Annotated in this window: 16 protein-coding genes; 11 read left to right on the top strand and 5 right to left on the bottom strand. The window is 41.6% G+C overall.

Annotated elements, in window-relative coordinates:
- Window positions 1-105 precede the first annotated feature (105 nt).
- Both psbQ and L6494_RS00325 read left to right on the top strand, forming a co-directional pair.
- On the top strand, window positions 106-573 hold the full coding sequence (gene psbQ, locus L6494_RS00330; protein WP_237996316.1) for a photosystem II protein PsbQ: 468 nt from the start codon (window positions 106-108) through the stop codon (window positions 571-573).
- A gap of 156 nt (window positions 574-729) precedes the next feature.
- Window positions 730-1,818, top strand: coding sequence for an NAD(P)/FAD-dependent oxidoreductase (locus L6494_RS00325; RefSeq protein ID WP_237990917.1), 1,089 nt, complete (start codon window positions 730-732; stop codon window positions 1,816-1,818).
- A 119-nt stretch (window positions 1,819-1,937) separates the two neighbouring features.
- Here the strand turns inward: L6494_RS00325 and L6494_RS00320 are convergent, their stop codons facing one another.
- From L6494_RS00320 to L6494_RS00310, 3 genes are all read right to left on the bottom strand, one after another.
- Window positions 1,938-2,654: a DevA family ABC transporter ATP-binding protein gene (locus tag L6494_RS00320; RefSeq protein ID WP_237996314.1), complete on the bottom strand. Its 717-nt coding sequence runs from the start codon at window positions 2,652-2,654 to the stop codon at window positions 1,938-1,940.
- A gap of 76 nt (window positions 2,655-2,730) precedes the next feature.
- On the bottom strand, window positions 2,731-3,909 hold the full coding sequence (gene devC, locus L6494_RS00315; protein ID WP_237990916.1) for an ABC transporter permease DevC: 1,179 nt from the start codon (window positions 3,907-3,909) through the stop codon (window positions 2,731-2,733).
- Entirely contained in the window at window positions 3,906-5,213 is a 1,308-nt protein-coding gene (locus tag L6494_RS00310) for an ABC exporter membrane fusion protein (RefSeq protein ID WP_237990915.1), read from the bottom strand. The genes devC and L6494_RS00310 overlap by 4 nt, the downstream gene beginning before the upstream one ends.
- Window positions 5,214-5,369: 156 nt before the next feature.
- Between L6494_RS00310 and L6494_RS00305 the strand changes: the two genes are divergently transcribed.
- A complete protein-coding gene (locus tag L6494_RS00305) occupies window positions 5,370-6,221 on the top strand; it encodes a TetR/AcrR family transcriptional regulator (protein ID WP_237996312.1) in 852 nt (283 codons plus the stop codon).
- Window positions 6,222-6,440: 219 nt separating this feature from the next.
- On the opposite strand, the gene L6494_RS00300 is transcribed toward L6494_RS00305, so the two are convergent.
- On the bottom strand, window positions 6,441-7,343 hold the full coding sequence (locus L6494_RS00300; protein WP_237990914.1) for a polysaccharide deacetylase family protein: 903 nt from the start codon (window positions 7,341-7,343) through the stop codon (window positions 6,441-6,443).
- A 117-nt stretch (window positions 7,344-7,460) separates the two neighbouring features.
- Window positions 7,461-8,411 (bottom strand): NAD-dependent epimerase/dehydratase family protein, encoded by a 951-nt coding sequence (locus L6494_RS00295; protein WP_237990913.1) that lies wholly within the window; start codon window positions 8,409-8,411, stop codon window positions 7,461-7,463.
- 270 nt (window positions 8,412-8,681) lie between these two features.
- Between L6494_RS00295 and purD the strand changes: the two genes are divergently transcribed.
- The 8 genes from purD to L6494_RS00255 all read left to right on the top strand — a co-directional run bounded on the left by purD (window position 8,682) and on the right by L6494_RS00255 (window position 17,465).
- Window positions 8,682-9,959 (top strand): phosphoribosylamine--glycine ligase, encoded by a 1,278-nt coding sequence (gene purD / locus L6494_RS00290; protein ID WP_237990912.1) that lies wholly within the window; start codon window positions 8,682-8,684, stop codon window positions 9,957-9,959.
- 188 nt (window positions 9,960-10,147) lie between these two features.
- Window positions 10,148-12,085, top strand: a complete 1,938-nt coding sequence (gene nblS, locus L6494_RS00285) for a two-component system sensor histidine kinase NblS (protein ID WP_237996310.1) — start codon at window positions 10,148-10,150, stop codon at window positions 12,083-12,085.
- Between the two features lie 301 nt (window positions 12,086-12,386).
- Window positions 12,387-12,737, top strand: coding sequence for a phage holin family protein (locus L6494_RS00280; RefSeq protein ID WP_237990911.1), 351 nt, complete (start codon window positions 12,387-12,389; stop codon window positions 12,735-12,737).
- A 161-nt stretch (window positions 12,738-12,898) separates the two neighbouring features.
- A complete protein-coding gene (locus L6494_RS00275; RefSeq protein ID WP_237990910.1) occupies window positions 12,899-14,242 on the top strand; it encodes a ferredoxin reductase family protein in 1,344 nt (447 codons plus the stop codon).
- A 12-nt stretch (window positions 14,243-14,254) separates the two neighbouring features.
- Window positions 14,255-14,842 carry a DUF2459 domain-containing protein gene (locus tag L6494_RS00270; RefSeq protein ID WP_237990909.1) on the top strand — a complete coding sequence of 196 codons (588 nt, stop codon included), beginning with the start codon at window positions 14,255-14,257 and terminating at the stop codon, window positions 14,840-14,842.
- Window positions 14,843-15,136: 294 nt separating this feature from the next.
- Window positions 15,137-15,712 carry a fasciclin domain-containing protein gene (locus L6494_RS00265; RefSeq protein ID WP_237990908.1) on the top strand — a complete coding sequence of 192 codons (576 nt, stop codon included), beginning with the start codon at window positions 15,137-15,139 and terminating at the stop codon, window positions 15,710-15,712.
- 201 nt (window positions 15,713-15,913) lie between these two features.
- Window positions 15,914-16,723 (top strand): SDR family oxidoreductase, encoded by an 810-nt coding sequence (locus tag L6494_RS00260; RefSeq protein WP_237990907.1) that lies wholly within the window; start codon window positions 15,914-15,916, stop codon window positions 16,721-16,723.
- Window positions 16,724-16,892: 169 nt separating this feature from the next.
- Window positions 16,893-17,465 (top strand): RidA family protein, encoded by a 573-nt coding sequence (locus tag L6494_RS00255; protein ID WP_237990906.1) that lies wholly within the window; start codon window positions 16,893-16,895, stop codon window positions 17,463-17,465.
- Window positions 17,466-17,564 lie beyond the last annotated feature (99 nt).

The raw sequence follows: 17,564 nt of genomic DNA, 5'->3' as shown, positions 1-17,564 counted from the left end.
TAGTTAAAGCAACCTACCATTATTTACTAGAGTGAACGATAAATTACCTTAGCGATATAGAATTACACTGTGAATCAGCAAAAAGAAATCAACCAATTTCAGTGTATGGCGCGTCAACGCTCAATCATTTCATTACTTCTCGTACTGGTAGCAACGTTTCTAGTTAGTTGCGGCAGTCCTACTACCGCAGTTGCTCCTCCAACTTACACAACTGCTCAACTTGAGAAAATTCAGGTACATTCTCCTGAAATTCAAGCTGTGCGCGATCGCGCAGGTGAACTGAAAACCCTGATTCAAAAAGGTGACTGGATCAATGTGGGTAATTTTATCCACGGCCCTATCACAGAAGCTAGGTTGAGCATAACTTATATCACACCCAACCTACTTCCTAAAGAACAATCCGCAGCCCGGCAAATCAACAAAGATTTGCTCAGTCACTTGGTTAAAATCGATCAGGCAGCTAGTGCTGGTAATACTCAACTTGCCTTAAGTAATTATCAAGCTGCTTTTGCAGATATTGATAAATTCATTCAACTGCTGCCCGAAACCAGTAGCGAATCAGAGGCTAGCTAGGGTAGGGGATAGGGGACAGGGGACAGGGGACAGTAAAGGGAATAGGGATAAGGGAAACAAGGGAGATTTTTTTCTGTTCTCAATGCCCCATTCCTCTTTACCCATGCCCGATGCCCCATTCTCTACTCCTTACTCCCTCTCTCGTAAGCAAAAATCATGAATGTAGCGATTATCGGTTGTGGCGTAGTTGGGGCAGCGATCGCCTATGAACTCAGTCAAGTCCCAGGAATCAAAATTACAGTATTTGACAAACAGCCCCCAGCACAAGCTTCTACAGGCGCGGCATTGGGTGTTTTAGTGGGGATAATTAGCCATAAAATTAAGGGCAAGGCTTGGCGACTGAGACAAACCAGCATCCAACGTTATGAAACTTTGATTCCTGAACTGGAAGCATTAACAGGGCGTATCATCCCTTTTAACCGTCAAGGTATTCTCAACCTTTGTCTAGAAGATGAAAACTTGGAAGGTTGGGAAAAGTTAGCAGCAGTTCGTCACTCCCAAGGCTGGAAGTTGGAAATTTGGGACAAGGCGAAACTCAAAGATATTTGTCCCCAAGTTAATCATTCCCAAGTTATCGGTGCTGTCTACTCTCCTCAAGACCGCCAACTCGACCCCACTGTGTTGACTTTGGCTTTAGTTGAAGCAGCCCAGCAAAAAGGCGTAAATTTTCAGTTTGGTGTCAATGTTTTAGGTCTATCCAGTCCAGAAAATAGTAAATCTACCTCTGTGGAAACGACAGCAGGTAATTTCACCGCCGATTGGATTATTATATCGGCTGGATTAGGTTCTACTGCATTAACAGCCCAGTTAAATCAAAAAATAGATATTCGTCCTGTACTGGGGCAAGCCTTGCAAGTATCCCTAGGGCATCCATTAGGCAACCCTGACTTTCAACCAGCCATCAACGGTAGTGATGTGCATATTGTCCCGATTGGTGGCGGAGACTACTGGATAGGCGCAACAGTGGAGTTTCCTGTAGATAGCGATGAGATTCCCGCCAATCAAGAACTATTGGAGTCAGTGAAACAAAAAGCGATCGCCTTTTGTCCAGAGTTAGCGACAGCCAAAATTATCCGCACTTGGTCAGGTTTACGTCCCCGTCCCGAAGGTCGCCCAGCACCAGTTATTGGTGAATTGCCCGGCTTTAGTAATGTTCTGTTAGCCACTGGACATTATCGTAATGGAGTTTTACTTGCTCCAGCTACAGCGAGCATAATTCGAGAACAAATAATTCGTAATTCGTAATTCGTAATTCGTAATTTGTAATTCGTAATTCGTAATTAAGATTGGCATTGGGCATATAAATTCAAAATTCAAAATTGAATAACTTCCGCCCCTCTGCTTCCCCTGCTCCCTGTCACCTGTCACCTGTCCCCTACAGTGACTCCATTTCTAACCAGATGACCATCTTCCATGTAAATAATGCGGTCGGCGATATCTAAAATGCGGTTGTCGTGGGTAACTAGTAAAATGGTGCAGTTTTGCTCTTTAGCTAGTTTCTGCATTAGTTCCACGACATCACGGCCAGATTGTTTATCAAGAGCGGCTGTTGGTTCATCTGCTAAGACAATTTTAGGCTGACTGACTAAAGCACGGGCGATCGCCACCCGTTGTTTTTGTCCGCCTGATAAGTTATCTGGGTAGTAGTGCAGTCTGTCGCCTAATCCGACTTCTTCTAGGATATGTTGCGATCGCTTCAGCATTTCTTGGGGGGAAATTTTCCCTTGCACTTCCAAACCCATGCGGACATTTTGAATTGCAGTCAAGCTACCATGCAGGTTATGTGCTTGGAAAATATAACCGTTATTGCGTCGCGCTTGGGTTAACTGTTTACTACTAGCATCACAAAGTTCTTTACCTAATATTCGCAAGCTACCCGACTGGGCAGAACGCAAACCACCAACTAAAGTCAGCAAGGTAGTTTTCCCAGAACCCGAAGGACCTGTCATAATCACAATTTCCCCGGCATTAATTTCCAGGTTGATATTAAATAAAACCTGCTTTTGGAGTTGACCACTACCAAAGTAATGATCTAAGTTCTCAATAAAAATCACAGGCTCAGAATTATTAAAAGTCTGCATCATACTAATTTATATTTAGTCATTAGTTATTAGCTTCTCTACCCTGTCACCTGTCACCTGTCACCTGTCCCCTTCATCAAAACATATCCGCCGGGTCAGCCGCTTGCAATCTCCGAGTGGCGATTGCTCCTGAAAGAGTACACATAATTATTGTTAAAAAGAAAACTATTATGGCTCTCATTGCGGTCATATATATTGGTAAATTTGTCGCATTGGCAGCTAATTGATAAAGTCCCAAAGGAACAATAAATCCAGGGATAAAACCTAAGGCTGCTAATATAATTGCCTCTTCAAAAATCACACCCAATAGATAAGAGTTAGGATAGCCCATTGCTTTGAAGGTGGCGTATTCTTTCATGTGGGCATTAACATCTGTTGAGAGGACTTGATAGACAATAATGACACCCACCATGAAACCCATTGATACACCTAAACTAAAAATAAAACCAATGGGGCTTTCTTTTTTCCAATAGTCTTCTTCAAATTTGATATATTCTGCACGAGTTAATACTTTGACATCTTCACTTTTTAAGTACGCTTTTAAAGCTGTTGCTACCTGCTGGGTGTCATATCCTGGTTGAATATTAATCAAGCCTAAACTAATACTTCCTGCTTGTCTTCTGGGGAATAAACGCAAAAAGTTTTCATCGCTGGAAACTAAAGTACCATCCGCACCGAAGGATGCTCCTAACTTGAATACTCCTCCAATGCTAATAGTACGTTTATCTACTTCTGTGGTGACAAGTTTACCTGCATCAATTTGCTGAAAAACTTGTGCGTATTCTCCTCTGGCGGCGCGGTCAAAAAGAAAGGTTTCTGGTAGCTTAATTTTATCTAGCTGATTGTTAACTTCTGGTAGATTCAGGGCTACCTGCTCAGGATTAAACCCAATTGCTTGTACTGTAGTTTTCTGGCGGGTTTGGGGGTTTTTCCAAGTCACTAAACCGATATACAGGGCTTCTGCTGACTTTACACCCGGTACATCCGCAGCTTGTAAAAGTCGTCGCCGGGAGAAGGTCGCCAAATTCTGCATATTCCGGCTTTGGGGACTGATTAATATAATGTCTGCCAGGAAGGTACGATTAAGGCGGGTGTTGCTGTCATACAAGGCATTTTGAAAGCCAAGCTGCATAAAAATTAGGACATCAGCAAAAGCAATACCTGCTAATGCAACAAGTAAGCGACTTTTGTGATGGCTGAGTTGTAACCATCCGAGTGGTGTACGCCGTTGGAGTTCTAGAATTAATCCCATCACAGTTGAATCACCGCCTTGATTTGCAAATTGGTAAATTTAGCCGCTTTATCGCTGGAAGTTTCATCTAGTTGTACATGAACTTCTACGACTCTGGAATCAATATTTTCACTGGGGTCAGTGTTAATAATGTTTTGTCGTTTAACTTTCCAGCCAATCCAATCTACTGTTCCTTGTAATTGTCCTTGGAGAGAATTACTTGATATCTGCACCTGTTGTCCGGGTAAGACTTTGTTGACATCGCTTTGGTAAACTTCCACCACTGCATACATTTCGTTAGTTTGCCCAATTTCTACGATGCCGTCGTTAGATACTACTTCACCTGCACGGGTATGAATGTCAAATATCACACCATCTTGGGGAGATTTAACATAGGTTTGGGCTAAATTTGCTTGGGCTTGTTTGGCAGATGCGATCGCCCGATTAACTTCGGCTTTAGCTGCGGCTATATCTACGGGACGCACTTCAGCTATTTTTTCTAAGGTGGCTGCTGCTGCATTCACTTGCTGATCGCCAGTGGCGTTGATTCTAGCTAGGGCGGTTTTGGCTTCGCTGATTTGCTTGCGTCCGGTGCTATCAATTCTTTGCAGGTTGGCTTTGGCTTCATCCCACTGCTGGGTAATGGTATCTACACTTAACCTTTTACTGTCATATGCAGATTGGGAAATTGCCCCATCAGTATAAAGTTGCTGGTAGCGTTGAAATTCTACTTCGGCGTTTTTTAATTCTGCTGCTAATCTTTTAATGGTGGCTTGTTGGGCTGTAGTTTCACCTTGCCATTGGGCTTCTAACCTAGCAACCGTTTGCTGTTGTTCTCCGTTACTCCCTACTGTCTGTGCTTGTAAACGGGAAATTTCTGCTCTTTGGGCGGCAATTTCGCCAGCTTTAGCCCCCAATTGGACTTTTTCTAAGTTTATCTGGGCAAATTTCACGGCAGATTGGGCTTCTTGGTATGCTGCTTGTAGGCGATCGCGGTTATCTAAAATTGCAATTACCTGTCCAGCTTTTACCCTGTCCCCTTCTTTAACTAATAGTGTCTCTACCCGACTCCCTTGACTAGATGAGGGTGCAGAAACTTTAATTATCGTTCCTTTTGGTTCTAGTCTACCCAAAGCTGTCACCGTTGTGACTGGCGGGAGGCTGACTTGGGTAGTTTCACTGGCATTAGAAGACTGTGCTTGACTCTGCCAAAATCTATAACCATTAAGTCCGGCGATCGCAAAACCTGTAGCTGCTGCCAGTATGATAAATGGGCGAGAGCTAGGTTTGAAAAATGCGGAACTTTTAGCTGCTATATCGCGCACCATAAGCCCTCTTTTTTTCGTATGCTAAATAAACTATTTAGTTTAGTTACCTAAAACTAAACTAAACTGTCCATTGCAATAATGTCAAGGGTCTTCTGGGAAAATAAAAGACTAGATGCCAGTATTTCTTCCTCACTCTCCACTCCCGATGTCCAAAAGATGCGAAAAAAGAAGATACAAACAGAAGACAAAGTAGACGCTATCCTTGCTGGTGCGATGCAAGAGTTTTTGATACACGGTTATGCTGCTACCTCAATGGATAAGGTGACAGCCGCCGCAGGTGTTTCTAAAACAACTGTTTACAGCTACTTTCAAGATAAAGAGGGATTGTTTACCGCTTTAATTGAGCACCTAGCACAAGAAAAATTTCTTGCAGTCAAAGATCCAGAATTTTTACAAGGAGAACCACAGCTAGTTTTGCGCCGCCTAGCAAACCATATTTTGGCTCAAGTCCATCAAGAACAAGAGTTATTGAACTTGGTGAGATTAATTATTGGGGAGTCTGGCCGGTTTCCCTCTCTAGCAAGGGTCTTTGTCAGCAATATAGACAAGCCTGGGTTGGATTTGGTAAGTCAGTATTTTACTGATCATCCAGAACTGCAATTACCTGACTCGCAAGTAGCAGCACGTATTTTTATGGGGACATTGATACATTTCACAATTATTAACAGTATGCTGCATGGTCAAGATATTCTACCAATGGAGTGCGATCGCCTCATTGACAACTTAGTCAAATTGATGACAATCAATCTCTCAAATAGTACGTCGATTAATCAGTATTCTGGGACTAGGCAGAAATCACCCAGGCGCAAACGCAGTGCTTCGGGTAAGTTTGAGATGGACTATGGTAATGAGCCTAAGCAATTGAGGTCTATTAGATTGACAGATACAGCTTGGCAAAAGTTAGCAGAACTAGCAGCTAAACATAATTTGTCTCGCACTGAAGCTATTGAAATATTTGCTCGTCAAGGCTTTGTGGAGAATCAGGAAGAAGAAAATTCAGGGTTATAGTTGCCGAACATATGTATATACATGGAAAATGTAAAACTTAAAGTAAATACCTTCTATGCCTTATAAAATGTATATACATGGTAAATTTTTACCCGTTAGTTTTGAAGGTTTGTAGTAAGGACTTTAGTCCTTATACCAATTCTCTACAGTGCTTGCGCCTGACTCCTGACTCCTGACTCCTGACTCCTGACTCCTCACTCCTCACTCAGCACTCAGCACTCAGCACTCAGCACTCTCCTGCTTGTTAATTGGATGTTGCTTTTCGGCCATGTATATAAGTTCTTTAGGTGATTTTTGTCGATTAACCATGAGGCGAGGAATTTGATAATAATTATTTATGCAAGTGTGATTTAAAACTTCATTGTTATATAAATATCCCGTAAGATAATATCTAGAAACATATAATGCTACCTGTTTATTAGTAGCTCCATAGGGATAGGCAAAGTGAGATGCTACCTTCTGTTTGGGATCTAAATCTTGTGTACATTGCCTTAAGATTGTTCTAGCTTGTACAAGTTCTCTAAGTAACTCTCGCCGAGATAGTTTAGTTAAATCTTTATGCTTTAAACCATGAGATTGAATATCATAAAAACCCTTTTGTAACCCTTCCCTTAACTCCTGACATCCCAAGTGAGTTTTACTATTAATTCCAGGTTTAGCTAAATTGCCGGGATTGATAAATAAGACAACTTTTATTTTTTTATTATATTTTTTTTCTAGCTTCGATAAGATAGGCAGTAATTTTGTATGTACTGATTTATAACCATCATCAAAAGAAATCATGATTGGCTTTTGTCGGCGATTTTTAGCTGGGATTTCTTGGGATTTAGTTAAGAAAAAATCATATAAATCTTGAGTTGATAAAAACCAGTAGTCATTAACAACTAAATAGTCTAATATTTTCTCTAGCTCTTGTTTAGAATACTGCATTTCATTAGTGTTGAGAGCTAGGCTAGTATTCTTCATATCTACAAGGCCATGAAATCCCAAAATAGGTACTGTCGGCTCAGTGTGATTTAAATTAAGCACTGCTAATGAGATTACAGAAACTAGACCTAGGCTCAACGGAAAATTCTGGGGTTTGGAAGTTTTTAATGATGCTTGTTCGTGGTTATCGGTCATTTTGGTAGTTTTTTTGTACCCAATCCAGAATATATAGCGGTTCTCACTTTAGTGTGGTTCTTGTACCTAACTAAAGAGAGAACCGATATAACAGAGTTTTGTAAATTCTCTCAATTTTTAACTATATAAAGCTTTAATCCATTCCCATTCTTGGGTCAATCCTTCCTTGAGAGAAACTTGAGGCTGATATCCTAAAATTTGCCGTGCTTTAGACACATCAGCCGCCGTGTGTCTAGCATCTCCCATTGCTTTCTCTATATGGTTTCTTTTGATGGGTTTACCCACAATTCCTTCCATCGTGTTGAGGACTTCAGCTAAAACTACTCTGCTACCGCCACCGATATTGAAAATTTCACCTACTGCTTGAGGTACAGTAGCGGCTGCTAAATTCGCAGCTACGGCATCTTTGACAAATGTAAAGTCTCGTGTTTGCTGTCCATCGCCATAGATGGGAATTGCCTCATCCTGCAAAACAGCTTTGAAAAATTTATGAAACGCCATATCAGGCCTTTGTCTGGGGCCGTAAACGGTGAAATAACGTAGAGAGACAAAAGGCACACCAAAATTTTTGTGATACAGACCACACAAACGCTCGGCCGCTAGTTTCGTAATACCATAGGGAGAAACTGGTTGCGGGGGAATGCCTTCATGAGTAGGTAATGTTTCTGCATCACCATAGATGCTAGATGTAGAGGCAAACACGAACCTTGTTAATTGTTTGGCATCTTTGGCGGCTTCTAAGATTACTTGTGTAGCGTTGATGTTGCGTTCAGTATAAGCACGAAAACCTTGACCCCAACTAGCTCTGACTCCGGCTTGAGCTGCTTGATGGTAAACAACATCTACATCTTGCAATAATGTTGACCAATCTAAACCCTGAATATTGCTCTCAATTAAGGTGAAGTTAGGTGAAGATTGTAAATGAGCAATATTCTTGCGTTTTAACATAGGTTCGTAGTAATCGTTAAATTCATCGATACCAATTACTTCTTTACCTTGTTCTAGCAAAGTTTGTGCAAGATGAGAACCTATAAATCCTGCAACCCCAGTAACAATAACTCTAGCCATGTATTCTACTTTTAGTGCAATTTTTACATCATAATGTCTATTAGGTTAATACTGTTAATGAAGGAAGGTGACAGGTGACAGGTGACAGGTGACAGAGTAACTTATCACCAATGTATGAACCATTTTGAATTTTGACCCTTCACTTCGTTCGAGGGCAAGATTTTGAATTTTGAATTTTTGAGGGGGGCTTGCGTCAGGGTAAGAATTGGTGAAAAATTGATCCGCAGCCATAGGGCATTCTTATCTCTCAAGGGACGCAAGAGGAAATCTGTGAAAGTTTTAGTTGTAGGGAATGGTGGGCGCGAACACGCTTTGGCTTGGAAATTATTGCGATCGCCACAAGTTGATCAGGTAGTATGTGTACCAGGTAATGGTGGTACGGCTAGTATGGCAGGTTGCCAAAACATACCTTTGGCAGTAGATGACTTTGCAGGTATAAGTAAATACGCCATAGAAAACGGGATTTCTCTGGTGGTAGTAGGGCCAGAAGTACCCCTAGCTCAAGGCATTACCGACTATTTACAAGATAAAGGACTGAAGGTATTTGGCCCAACTAGAGCCGGAGCTAAGATTGAAGCCAGTAAAGCTTGGGCTAAAGCCTTGATGCAAGAAGCGGGAATTCCTACTGCTAAGGCTGCGGTATTTACTGAGGCGATCGCAGCTAAATCTTATGTGCAGTCTCAGGGTGCGCCCATTGTTGTTAAAGCAGACGGTTTGGCGGCTGGGAAGGGTGTAATTGTTGCTACCACCGTAGAACAGGCAACCAACGCCATTGAGACGATATTTCAAGGGCAGTTTGGCAGCGCAGGGGAATTTGTAGTTATTGAAGAATGTTTAATTGGGCAAGAGGTTTCGGTGTTAGCTGTAACCGATGGCATCACAATTCGCCCCTTATTGCCAGCGCAAGACCACAAACGCATCGGGGAAGGAGATACAGGCGAAAACACAGGTGGAATGGGCGCGTATGCCCCAGCACCCATTGCTACGGCAGCATTAATGGCAAGGGTGCAAACCGAAGTTTTAGAAAGAGCGATCGCCACATTAAAATCTAGAGGCATTGATTATCGTGGTGTACTCTACGCCGGCTTGATGATTTCCCCCGATGGCGACTTTAAGGTTTTAGAATTTAACTGTCGCTTTGGCGATCCTGAAACCCAAGTTATTCTGCCACTGTTAGCCACACCCCTAGAAGAATTAATTTTAGCTTGTGTCGAGCAACGTTTAAGTGATTTACCCCCCATTGCTTGGCATAATGGCGCATCTGCAACCTTAGTGGCAGCTTCCGGTGGTTATCCGGGGGATTATGAAAAAGGCAAAGTCATTACCGGTATTAAGGAAGCTGAAGCTAAAGGAGTCACAGTATTTCATGCCGGCACAAAATTAAACCAGCAACAGCAACCTGTGACAGACGGCGGCCGAGTGTTAAACGTAACTGCTACCGGAGAGGACTTTGAGCAAGCCCTGTCCACCGCCTACAATGGCTTAGAATCTATTCAATTTGAAGGAATGTATTACCGTAGAGATATAGGTCATAGAGTGCTGAGTTAGGAGTGCTGAGTGCTGAGTAGTGAGTGCTGAGTGTTGAATGTTGAGTGGTTAATTACCCAGTCCCCAGTCCCCAGTCCCCAGTCCCCAATCCCCAATTCCCAGTCCCCAATTAGCATATTTGTCGAATTAACTGTTAATTTTTTAGTTGTTGGGGTTGATTGATGAAACTACTAACAACTTTATTTGAGATGCTGTCGCTGTTAAAAACAATCCGAGAAGCGATCGCCAATTGGTGGTCAGAGTTCACTCTCCAAACTAAACTTTTGGCCGTGGCTACTTTAGTAGTCTCCCTAGTCATGAGTGGTTTAACTTTCTGGGCGGTGAATACCATCCAGCAAGATGCCCGCATGAATGACACCCGCTTTGGACGGGATCTGGGGCTACTATTGGCGGCTAACGTTACCCCTCTGGTAGCTGATAATAATCTTACAGAGGTAGCCAAATTTTCTGAACGCTTTTATAGCAGTACCTCTAGCATCCGCTATATGCTGTATGCGGATGAGACTGGGAAAATCTATTTTGGGATTCCTTTTTGGGAACCTGAAGTAGAAAACTCACTGACAATTGAGCGACGAATCGAACTCCCAGAAGATTATCCTCAAGAGTGGGATAAGCCAATGGTGCGGCAACACATGACCCCAGATGGGGCTGTGACCGATGTGTTTATTCCTCTGATTGTTAATAAAAAAAACTTAGGTATATTAGCGATCGGGATCAACCCCAACCAAACAGCAGTTATTTCCACTAACTTCACCCGTGATGTCACCATTGCCGTATTTATCACAATTTGGGTAATGGTGATTTTGGCAGGAGTAATTAACGCTTTAACTATCACTAAGCCGATTAAAGAACTGCTAGTAGGGGTAAAAGAAATCGCCGCAGGCAACTTCCAGCAGCGTATTGACTTACCCCTAGGCGGCGAATTAGGAGAGCTAATTTTAAACTTTAATGAAATGGCCGAGCGTCTAGAACGCTACGAAGAACAAAATATAGAGGAATTAACCGCAGAAAAAGCCAAACTCGAAACCCTAGTTTCCACGATCGCTGATGGTGCTGTCTTAATTGACAATAATATGCAGGTAATTTTAGTCAACCCCACAGCACGGCACATTTTTGGTTGGGAAGGTAGCGATGATGTAGTAGGCAGTAATGTTTTGCATCACTTACCGCCAACAGTGCAAATGGAAATATCCAAACCTTTATACCAAATGGCTGCCGGCGAACGTGAAAGTGCTGAGTTTCGCATTTTCTTAAGTCAACCCATTAAGCGTACTATTCGCATTCTCTTAACTACGGTACTCAATTTACAACGGGAGAGTATCAAAGGTATTGCTATCACCGTGCAAGATATCACCCGTGAGGTAGAACTAAACGAAGCTAAAAGCCAATTTATCAGCAACGTTTCCCACGAACTGCGAACGCCATTATTTAATATCAAATCTTTTATCGAAACTCTGCACGAGTACGGCGAAGAATTAAGCTTAGAAGAAAAACGGGAATTCCTGCAAACGGTTAATCATGAAACCGATCGCTTGACTCGCTTAGTTAATGATGTTTTAGATTTATCTAAGCTAGAATCTGGCAAGATTTACAACTTCTATGGTGTAGATTTAGCCCAAGCCATTGAGCAAACCCTGCGGACATATCAACTCAACGCTAGAGATAAAGGTATCGAACTCTTACAAGAAGTTGCCCCCAATTTACCTTTAGTTATGGGTAATTATGATTTGTTGCTGCAAGTCTTAGCTAATTTGGTGGGTAATGCCCTCAAATTTACTGTAGCCGGCGGCAAAGTAGCCATCCGTACCTATCCGCTAGATATCACACCCACATCATCCAATCAGCCTGCACAAGTTAGGATAGAAATATCTGATACAGGTATTGGTATCGCCCCAGAAGACCAACAGGCTATTTTTGACCGTTTCTTCCGTGTCGAGAACCGCGTTCACACCTTAGAAGGTACAGGTTTGGGTCTATCGATTGTCAGAAATATTATTGAAAGACACCACAGCAGAGTCCATTTGGTCAGTGAAGTCAGTGTGGGTACTACTTTTTGGTTTGATTTAAGTATTTTTGAAGAAACACCAAAGAAAGAGATTGAGATTCCTAGTGAAATAGGGGTGTAGGGGTGTAGGGGGAGACAAGATAAATTTAAATCACTGACCAGTTATCATTCACTTGATAGCTGGTTAGTGTTGATGACTAATACTATCTAGGTGTCACTTTCTATTCACATTTATCACAAATACTAAACATATTGACCAAATTGGTAATTGGTAATTATGTGGGTTTCAAGCCCCCACTGATTGTAATTGCGTAAAGCCTGCGGCATAGCTGCGCTTAGAGCGGAGCGGGACATTAGTCCATTGCGAATTGGTTTGACTTACTTGGCTTAAATCAAAATGTCATTTGTAAGGAGTATTTATTATGGTTGGTTTGATAATTACTTGGTTAGTTACAGCCATCAGCTTTTTAATTATTTCTCGACTGCCGATAGGAGTAGAAATAGACAATTTTGGTAAAGCATTAATTACCGCCGCAGTTTTTGGTATTTTGAATGCGCTTTTGCTCCCTATTTTAACCTTATTCACCTTGCCGTTTATTATTATTACTTTAGGCTTATTTTTCTTTGTTCTCAATTCAATTATCTTTGGCTTATCAGCTGCTATAGTGCCTGGTTTCCGATTAAGATACGGCTTTTGGAGTGCTTTGCTTGGCTCACTTGCTTTGGCAATCATTAATTCTATTCTCTTGAGACTTATAGCACCGCTTACCTAATAAAAGCAACAATTCTGCTATTTCTCATGATTAATCAAACCAAAGCATCAATTTTTCAATGTGAGACAAAAATTAATACTTCATAAAGTGCTAGAAACAGCCTGTATCTATTAATTACGAATTAAGTTAGCGTAGCGGGGCGCAGCCCATGAAGAATTAGTATGAGAAGCTTATTGATGAAAAATCCCGTAGTCATAGGGGCATCTTGGATAGCTGCATATATTGTAATTATCCTATTACCTCTATTGATACTACTTTTATATCCACCTACACCAAGTAATGAACGTAGTTTTTGGTTAGAATTTTCTGCTGCTTTGGGTTTTATCGGTTTAGCGATGATGGCAATGCAATTTGCCTTAACCGCACGGATTAACCGTATCGAAGCCTCATACGGCGTTGACTTGATTTTGCAATTTCACCGCTACACTTCGATAGTTGCATTATTTTTCATTCTCGTTCACCCTATAATTCTGTTTATTGATAACCCAGAGACACTGCAATTATTGAATTTTATTCAAGCACCGTGGCGAGCTAGAGCAGCAGTTATCGCTACTTTAGCCTTGATTGCCATTATGGTTACTTCCATTTGGCGGAAGCAGCTGAATATCCCCTATGAACCTTGGCGGATAGCTCATGGTATCTTGGCAGTGATCATCGTGGGATTTGGTTTAGGACACGCCTTGGGTGTGGGTAACTACCTGGGACTCTTTTGGAAAGCAGTTATTTGGACTGGTATTGCCTTAACTGCTGTGTGGTTGCTGATTTATGTCCGCCTGATTAAACCCTATTTGATGCTGAAAAAACCCTACCTAGTGGAAGCAGTCATCCCTCAACGTGGTGATGTGTGGAATTTGGTTTTGCGTCCCAGAGGACACCCAGGAATACATTTCCAACCAGGTCAATTTGCTTGGATTACTCTAGAAATTTCACCGTTTAGAATGCGGGAACACCCATTTTCTTTTGCATCTAGTGCAGAAAATTGCCAACGCATTGAATTTGGCATTAAGGCTGTAGGAGATTTTACCAACACCATCAAAGATGTCAACCCTGGTACTAAAGCTTTCCTGGATGGACCTTATGGAGTTTTTACCACAGACCGCTATGAAAATACAGCCGGATTTGTTTTCATTGCTGGCGGTATCGGTATCACACCAATTATAAGTATGCTTGTTACCTTAGCAGAACGCAAAGATGAACGTCCATTACTACTCATATATGCAAATAAGACTTGGGAAGATATAACTTATCGTGAGGAAATTGAAGAATTAAAGGATAAATTAGACTTAACAGTAATTCATGTGATTAAAGAACCTCCAGAGGATTGGTCAGGAGAAAGTGGCTATGTTGATAAAGAACTGCTAGAACGCTATATTCCTAAGCGTCCAGCAACTCGAAATTACTTTATTTGTGCTGTACCAAAAATGATGGATCAGGTAGAGAGAGCGTTACATGAATTGGATGTACCTGTAACTAATATCCACATGGAACACTACAACCTTGTTTAACTCAATTTATCTATGGGTTTATGTCGCCTTGCTAAGTTTGCTTCTGTAATAATTGTTGGTATTTTATTGGTTTGGATGCTGTCTCCCGCCATTATCATACCCCCTAATTATCCTGTTGGGGCAGTAACAATTTATGTCACAGATTACGGTTGGCATTCCCGACTAGTATTACCCACAGGTAATGGTGAATTAATCCAGTATGCTTACGGTGATTGGAATTATTTTGCCCTCAATCAGCAGGACTTGAGGAATGGGGCGGCGGCACTTTTACTACCAACTCAAGGCACTCTCGGTAGGCGAAAATTTAGCAATATCATCGAACTTGAGCAAATAATTCAACAAAAAAATTATACCTTATTAAGTTTAGAAGTAGCACAACCCAAAGTCATACACTTACTGACATTATTAGATGAACGTTTTAACCGCAATATGGCGACGAGCATCAAAAATCGTCAAACAGGTTTAACTTTAGTCAAAGATGATCAGGAATATACATTATTCCACAATAGTAATCACGAAATCGTTGACTGGCTAAAAAGTTTAGACTGCCAAATTCATGGTTTTGTGATGTGGGCGAATTTTCATGTGAAACATTCATAATTTACATCTATATTTTTTGTTATGCGTTACAGTATTATGCTGCAAGTGGTAGCGACAATAACTTTGATTTTTCTGGGTACGGCTGCTTTATTTGCCTGGTTACAATACCGTCCAGCACCAAAAGAAACAAATATACAGGGCAGAATTTTTATTTATTCAGCCATAAGGTAGACAATAATTGAAGTCACATTCTATTCACATTTCCTGCCCAACATGAAAGAGCAATTAAACAAACAGTTGGCTCTCTAAAGAATCATGGTGAAGCATATCAAGACTCGAACTTGTGCTACAAGTATGAAAAAGTTTGCGAACTTTGCCGCAAGTATTCTGTTACTGCCAGTTTTTGCCGCTTGTGCGCCCAACGATACGGCTGAAGTACCTCCTGCTCCTATTGCTACTGCACCGCCTGTTGCAGATGTAACGCCTGAGCCTGCAACCCCTGATGCAACTGTGAATGAAAACATTCCAGATGTTGTCAAAGCTAATCCTTCATTGAAAACACTGTCCAGTCTGATTGATCAAGCAGGTTTAAGAGATAAATTAAATGATGCTGGCCCTTACACCTTATTTGCGCCTTCTGACGAGGCTTTTGCCGCAGTTCCAGAGGAGACAAGAGCGCGACTATTAAAACCAGAAAACCGCCAACTTCTCATACAGGTTTTAACATATCACGTTGTTCCAGGCAATCTTACTGCTAATCAACTTCGATCGCAAGAGGTAAAAACTCTTGCTAATAACCCGCTAAATATTCAAGTTGCTCAAGACCAAGTGAGAGTGAATGATGCTCGTGTCACACAGCCTGATATTGAAGCTAGAAATGGTGTCATCCATATAATTGACCGAGTGCTTCTACCACCAATGACTCAATAGACCTCTTGTATAAATGCTTAAGGTGTCATGTTGAGCAAAGCGAAACATCTTATTTTCAGATTTTTGCAAGAGGTCTAATAGACATCTGGCGAAAAAGAATTTAGAGACGTAGCATTGCTACGTCTCTACAAAGTTTCTGGATGACGCATATTTTATTTCTGGAGATGTCTAATAGAAAACCGACACATACAGGGAAATGCCATGAAAGGATTAAAAGGTAAAAATGCTCTGATTACAGGAGCAAGTTCAGGTATCGGACAAGCGATTGCCATTCGTCTGGCTCAAGAAGGCTGTAATATTGCCATTAATTACCGCAAAAGTCCCGAAGGTGCGGAAAATACTGAAGAAATGGCAATGCAAAAGGCTTGTGGAGATGTCAAAAATTGTGGTGTTAAGTCTGTACTGATACAGGGTGATGTCTCTCAAGAATCAGACATCGTGGAAATGGTCAATACTGTCGTTGATAAGTTGGGTAGTCTTGATATTCTAGTCAACAATGCGGGAATTCAAACTGAATGCCCATCCCACGAAGTCACGACCGCAGACTTTGACCGGGTGATTGGGGTCAATTTACGAGGTGCTTACCTATGCACCCGTGAAACTATCAAACATTTCCTCTCCCGAAATCAGCCAGGAAACATCATTAATATTTCCAGCGTTCACGAAATTATTCCCCGCCCGATGTATGTCAGCTACTCCATTAGCAAAGGCGGGATGGAAAACATGACCAAAACTCTGGCGTTGGAGTATGCAAACCGAAGTATTCGAGTAAATGCGATCGCACCTGGCGCAACTGTCACTCCTATGAATGAAGAGTGGGTTAACGACCCAGACAAGAAAGCAGTTGTAGAAAGTCACATCCCGATGGGTCGGGCGGGAACTTCAGAAGAAATGGCCGCAGCCGTAGCTTTTTTAGCGTCTGATGAAGCAGCATACATCACCGGACAAACACTATTTATTGATGGTGGATTGACACTATATGCAGACTTCCGAGAAGCTTGGTCAGCTTGAGAGGGAATCAGTAGGCATTGATTAAATTGTAAATTTATTATTTTGAATTAGTTAATATTGCGTGAACACACTGATTTTTCCCTCTTTTCTAGTGCTTTTGTACCCCCATTGGACACATAATAGAACTAAGTATGAGCAAAAATAGATAACTCATCTTAAAGGATCTTTAATGAGTCAACGTATTACCAGTGCTGTAAATTCATTAGTGACAAAACTGTCGCGACGGAATGCGCTTTTGTGGCTTGGGGGTAGCGGGTTAGGTACGGCTTTTGTGGTGGGAACGCAAAAGGAAGTGATTGCTATAGATAAGAAAGATGTGCTATTGGTGAATCCACCAACTTTATATAATGCCCCCCAAAATGGCTATAGTCATATAGCTATTACACCACCAAGGACGAGAACCGTCTATATTTCCGGTCAATTTGGTTCAGATTTACAAGGAAATCTTGTCTCCGATGACTTTGAAGAGCAGTTAGTCAAGGCTTTTGAGAACCTTAGCTTGGCCTTGACATCCGTTGGAGCAAGACCAAAAGATGTAGTAAAAACTACTGTCCTCATAGTAGATCATACTCAAGATAAATTGATACCGTTAGGACGGGAAATTGGGAAGTTATGGGGTAATAATCTACCAGCAAACACTCTCATTCCCGTTCCTAGGCTTGCACTTGACGGTATGTTGTTTGAGATTGATGCTTATGCGGTGATTCCAGAACAAGGTAATGGAAGACTGATTCCCTGGTGAGTTATGAGTGCTGAGTAGTGAGTTATGAGTGCTGAGTTTTGAGAACGTCAATAGCAGCAGTTGCAACTCAGCACTTTTCCTGCTCTTTAAATGCAATTG

Origin of the sequence: Nostoc sp. UHCC 0870, from assembly GCF_022063185.1 — a bacterium.
GTDB lineage: Bacteria > Cyanobacteriota > Cyanobacteriia > Cyanobacteriales > Nostocaceae > Trichormus.
The sequence above is the reverse complement of the archived record's forward strand: the minus strand, read 5'-3'. Positions and strand labels throughout refer to the sequence as shown.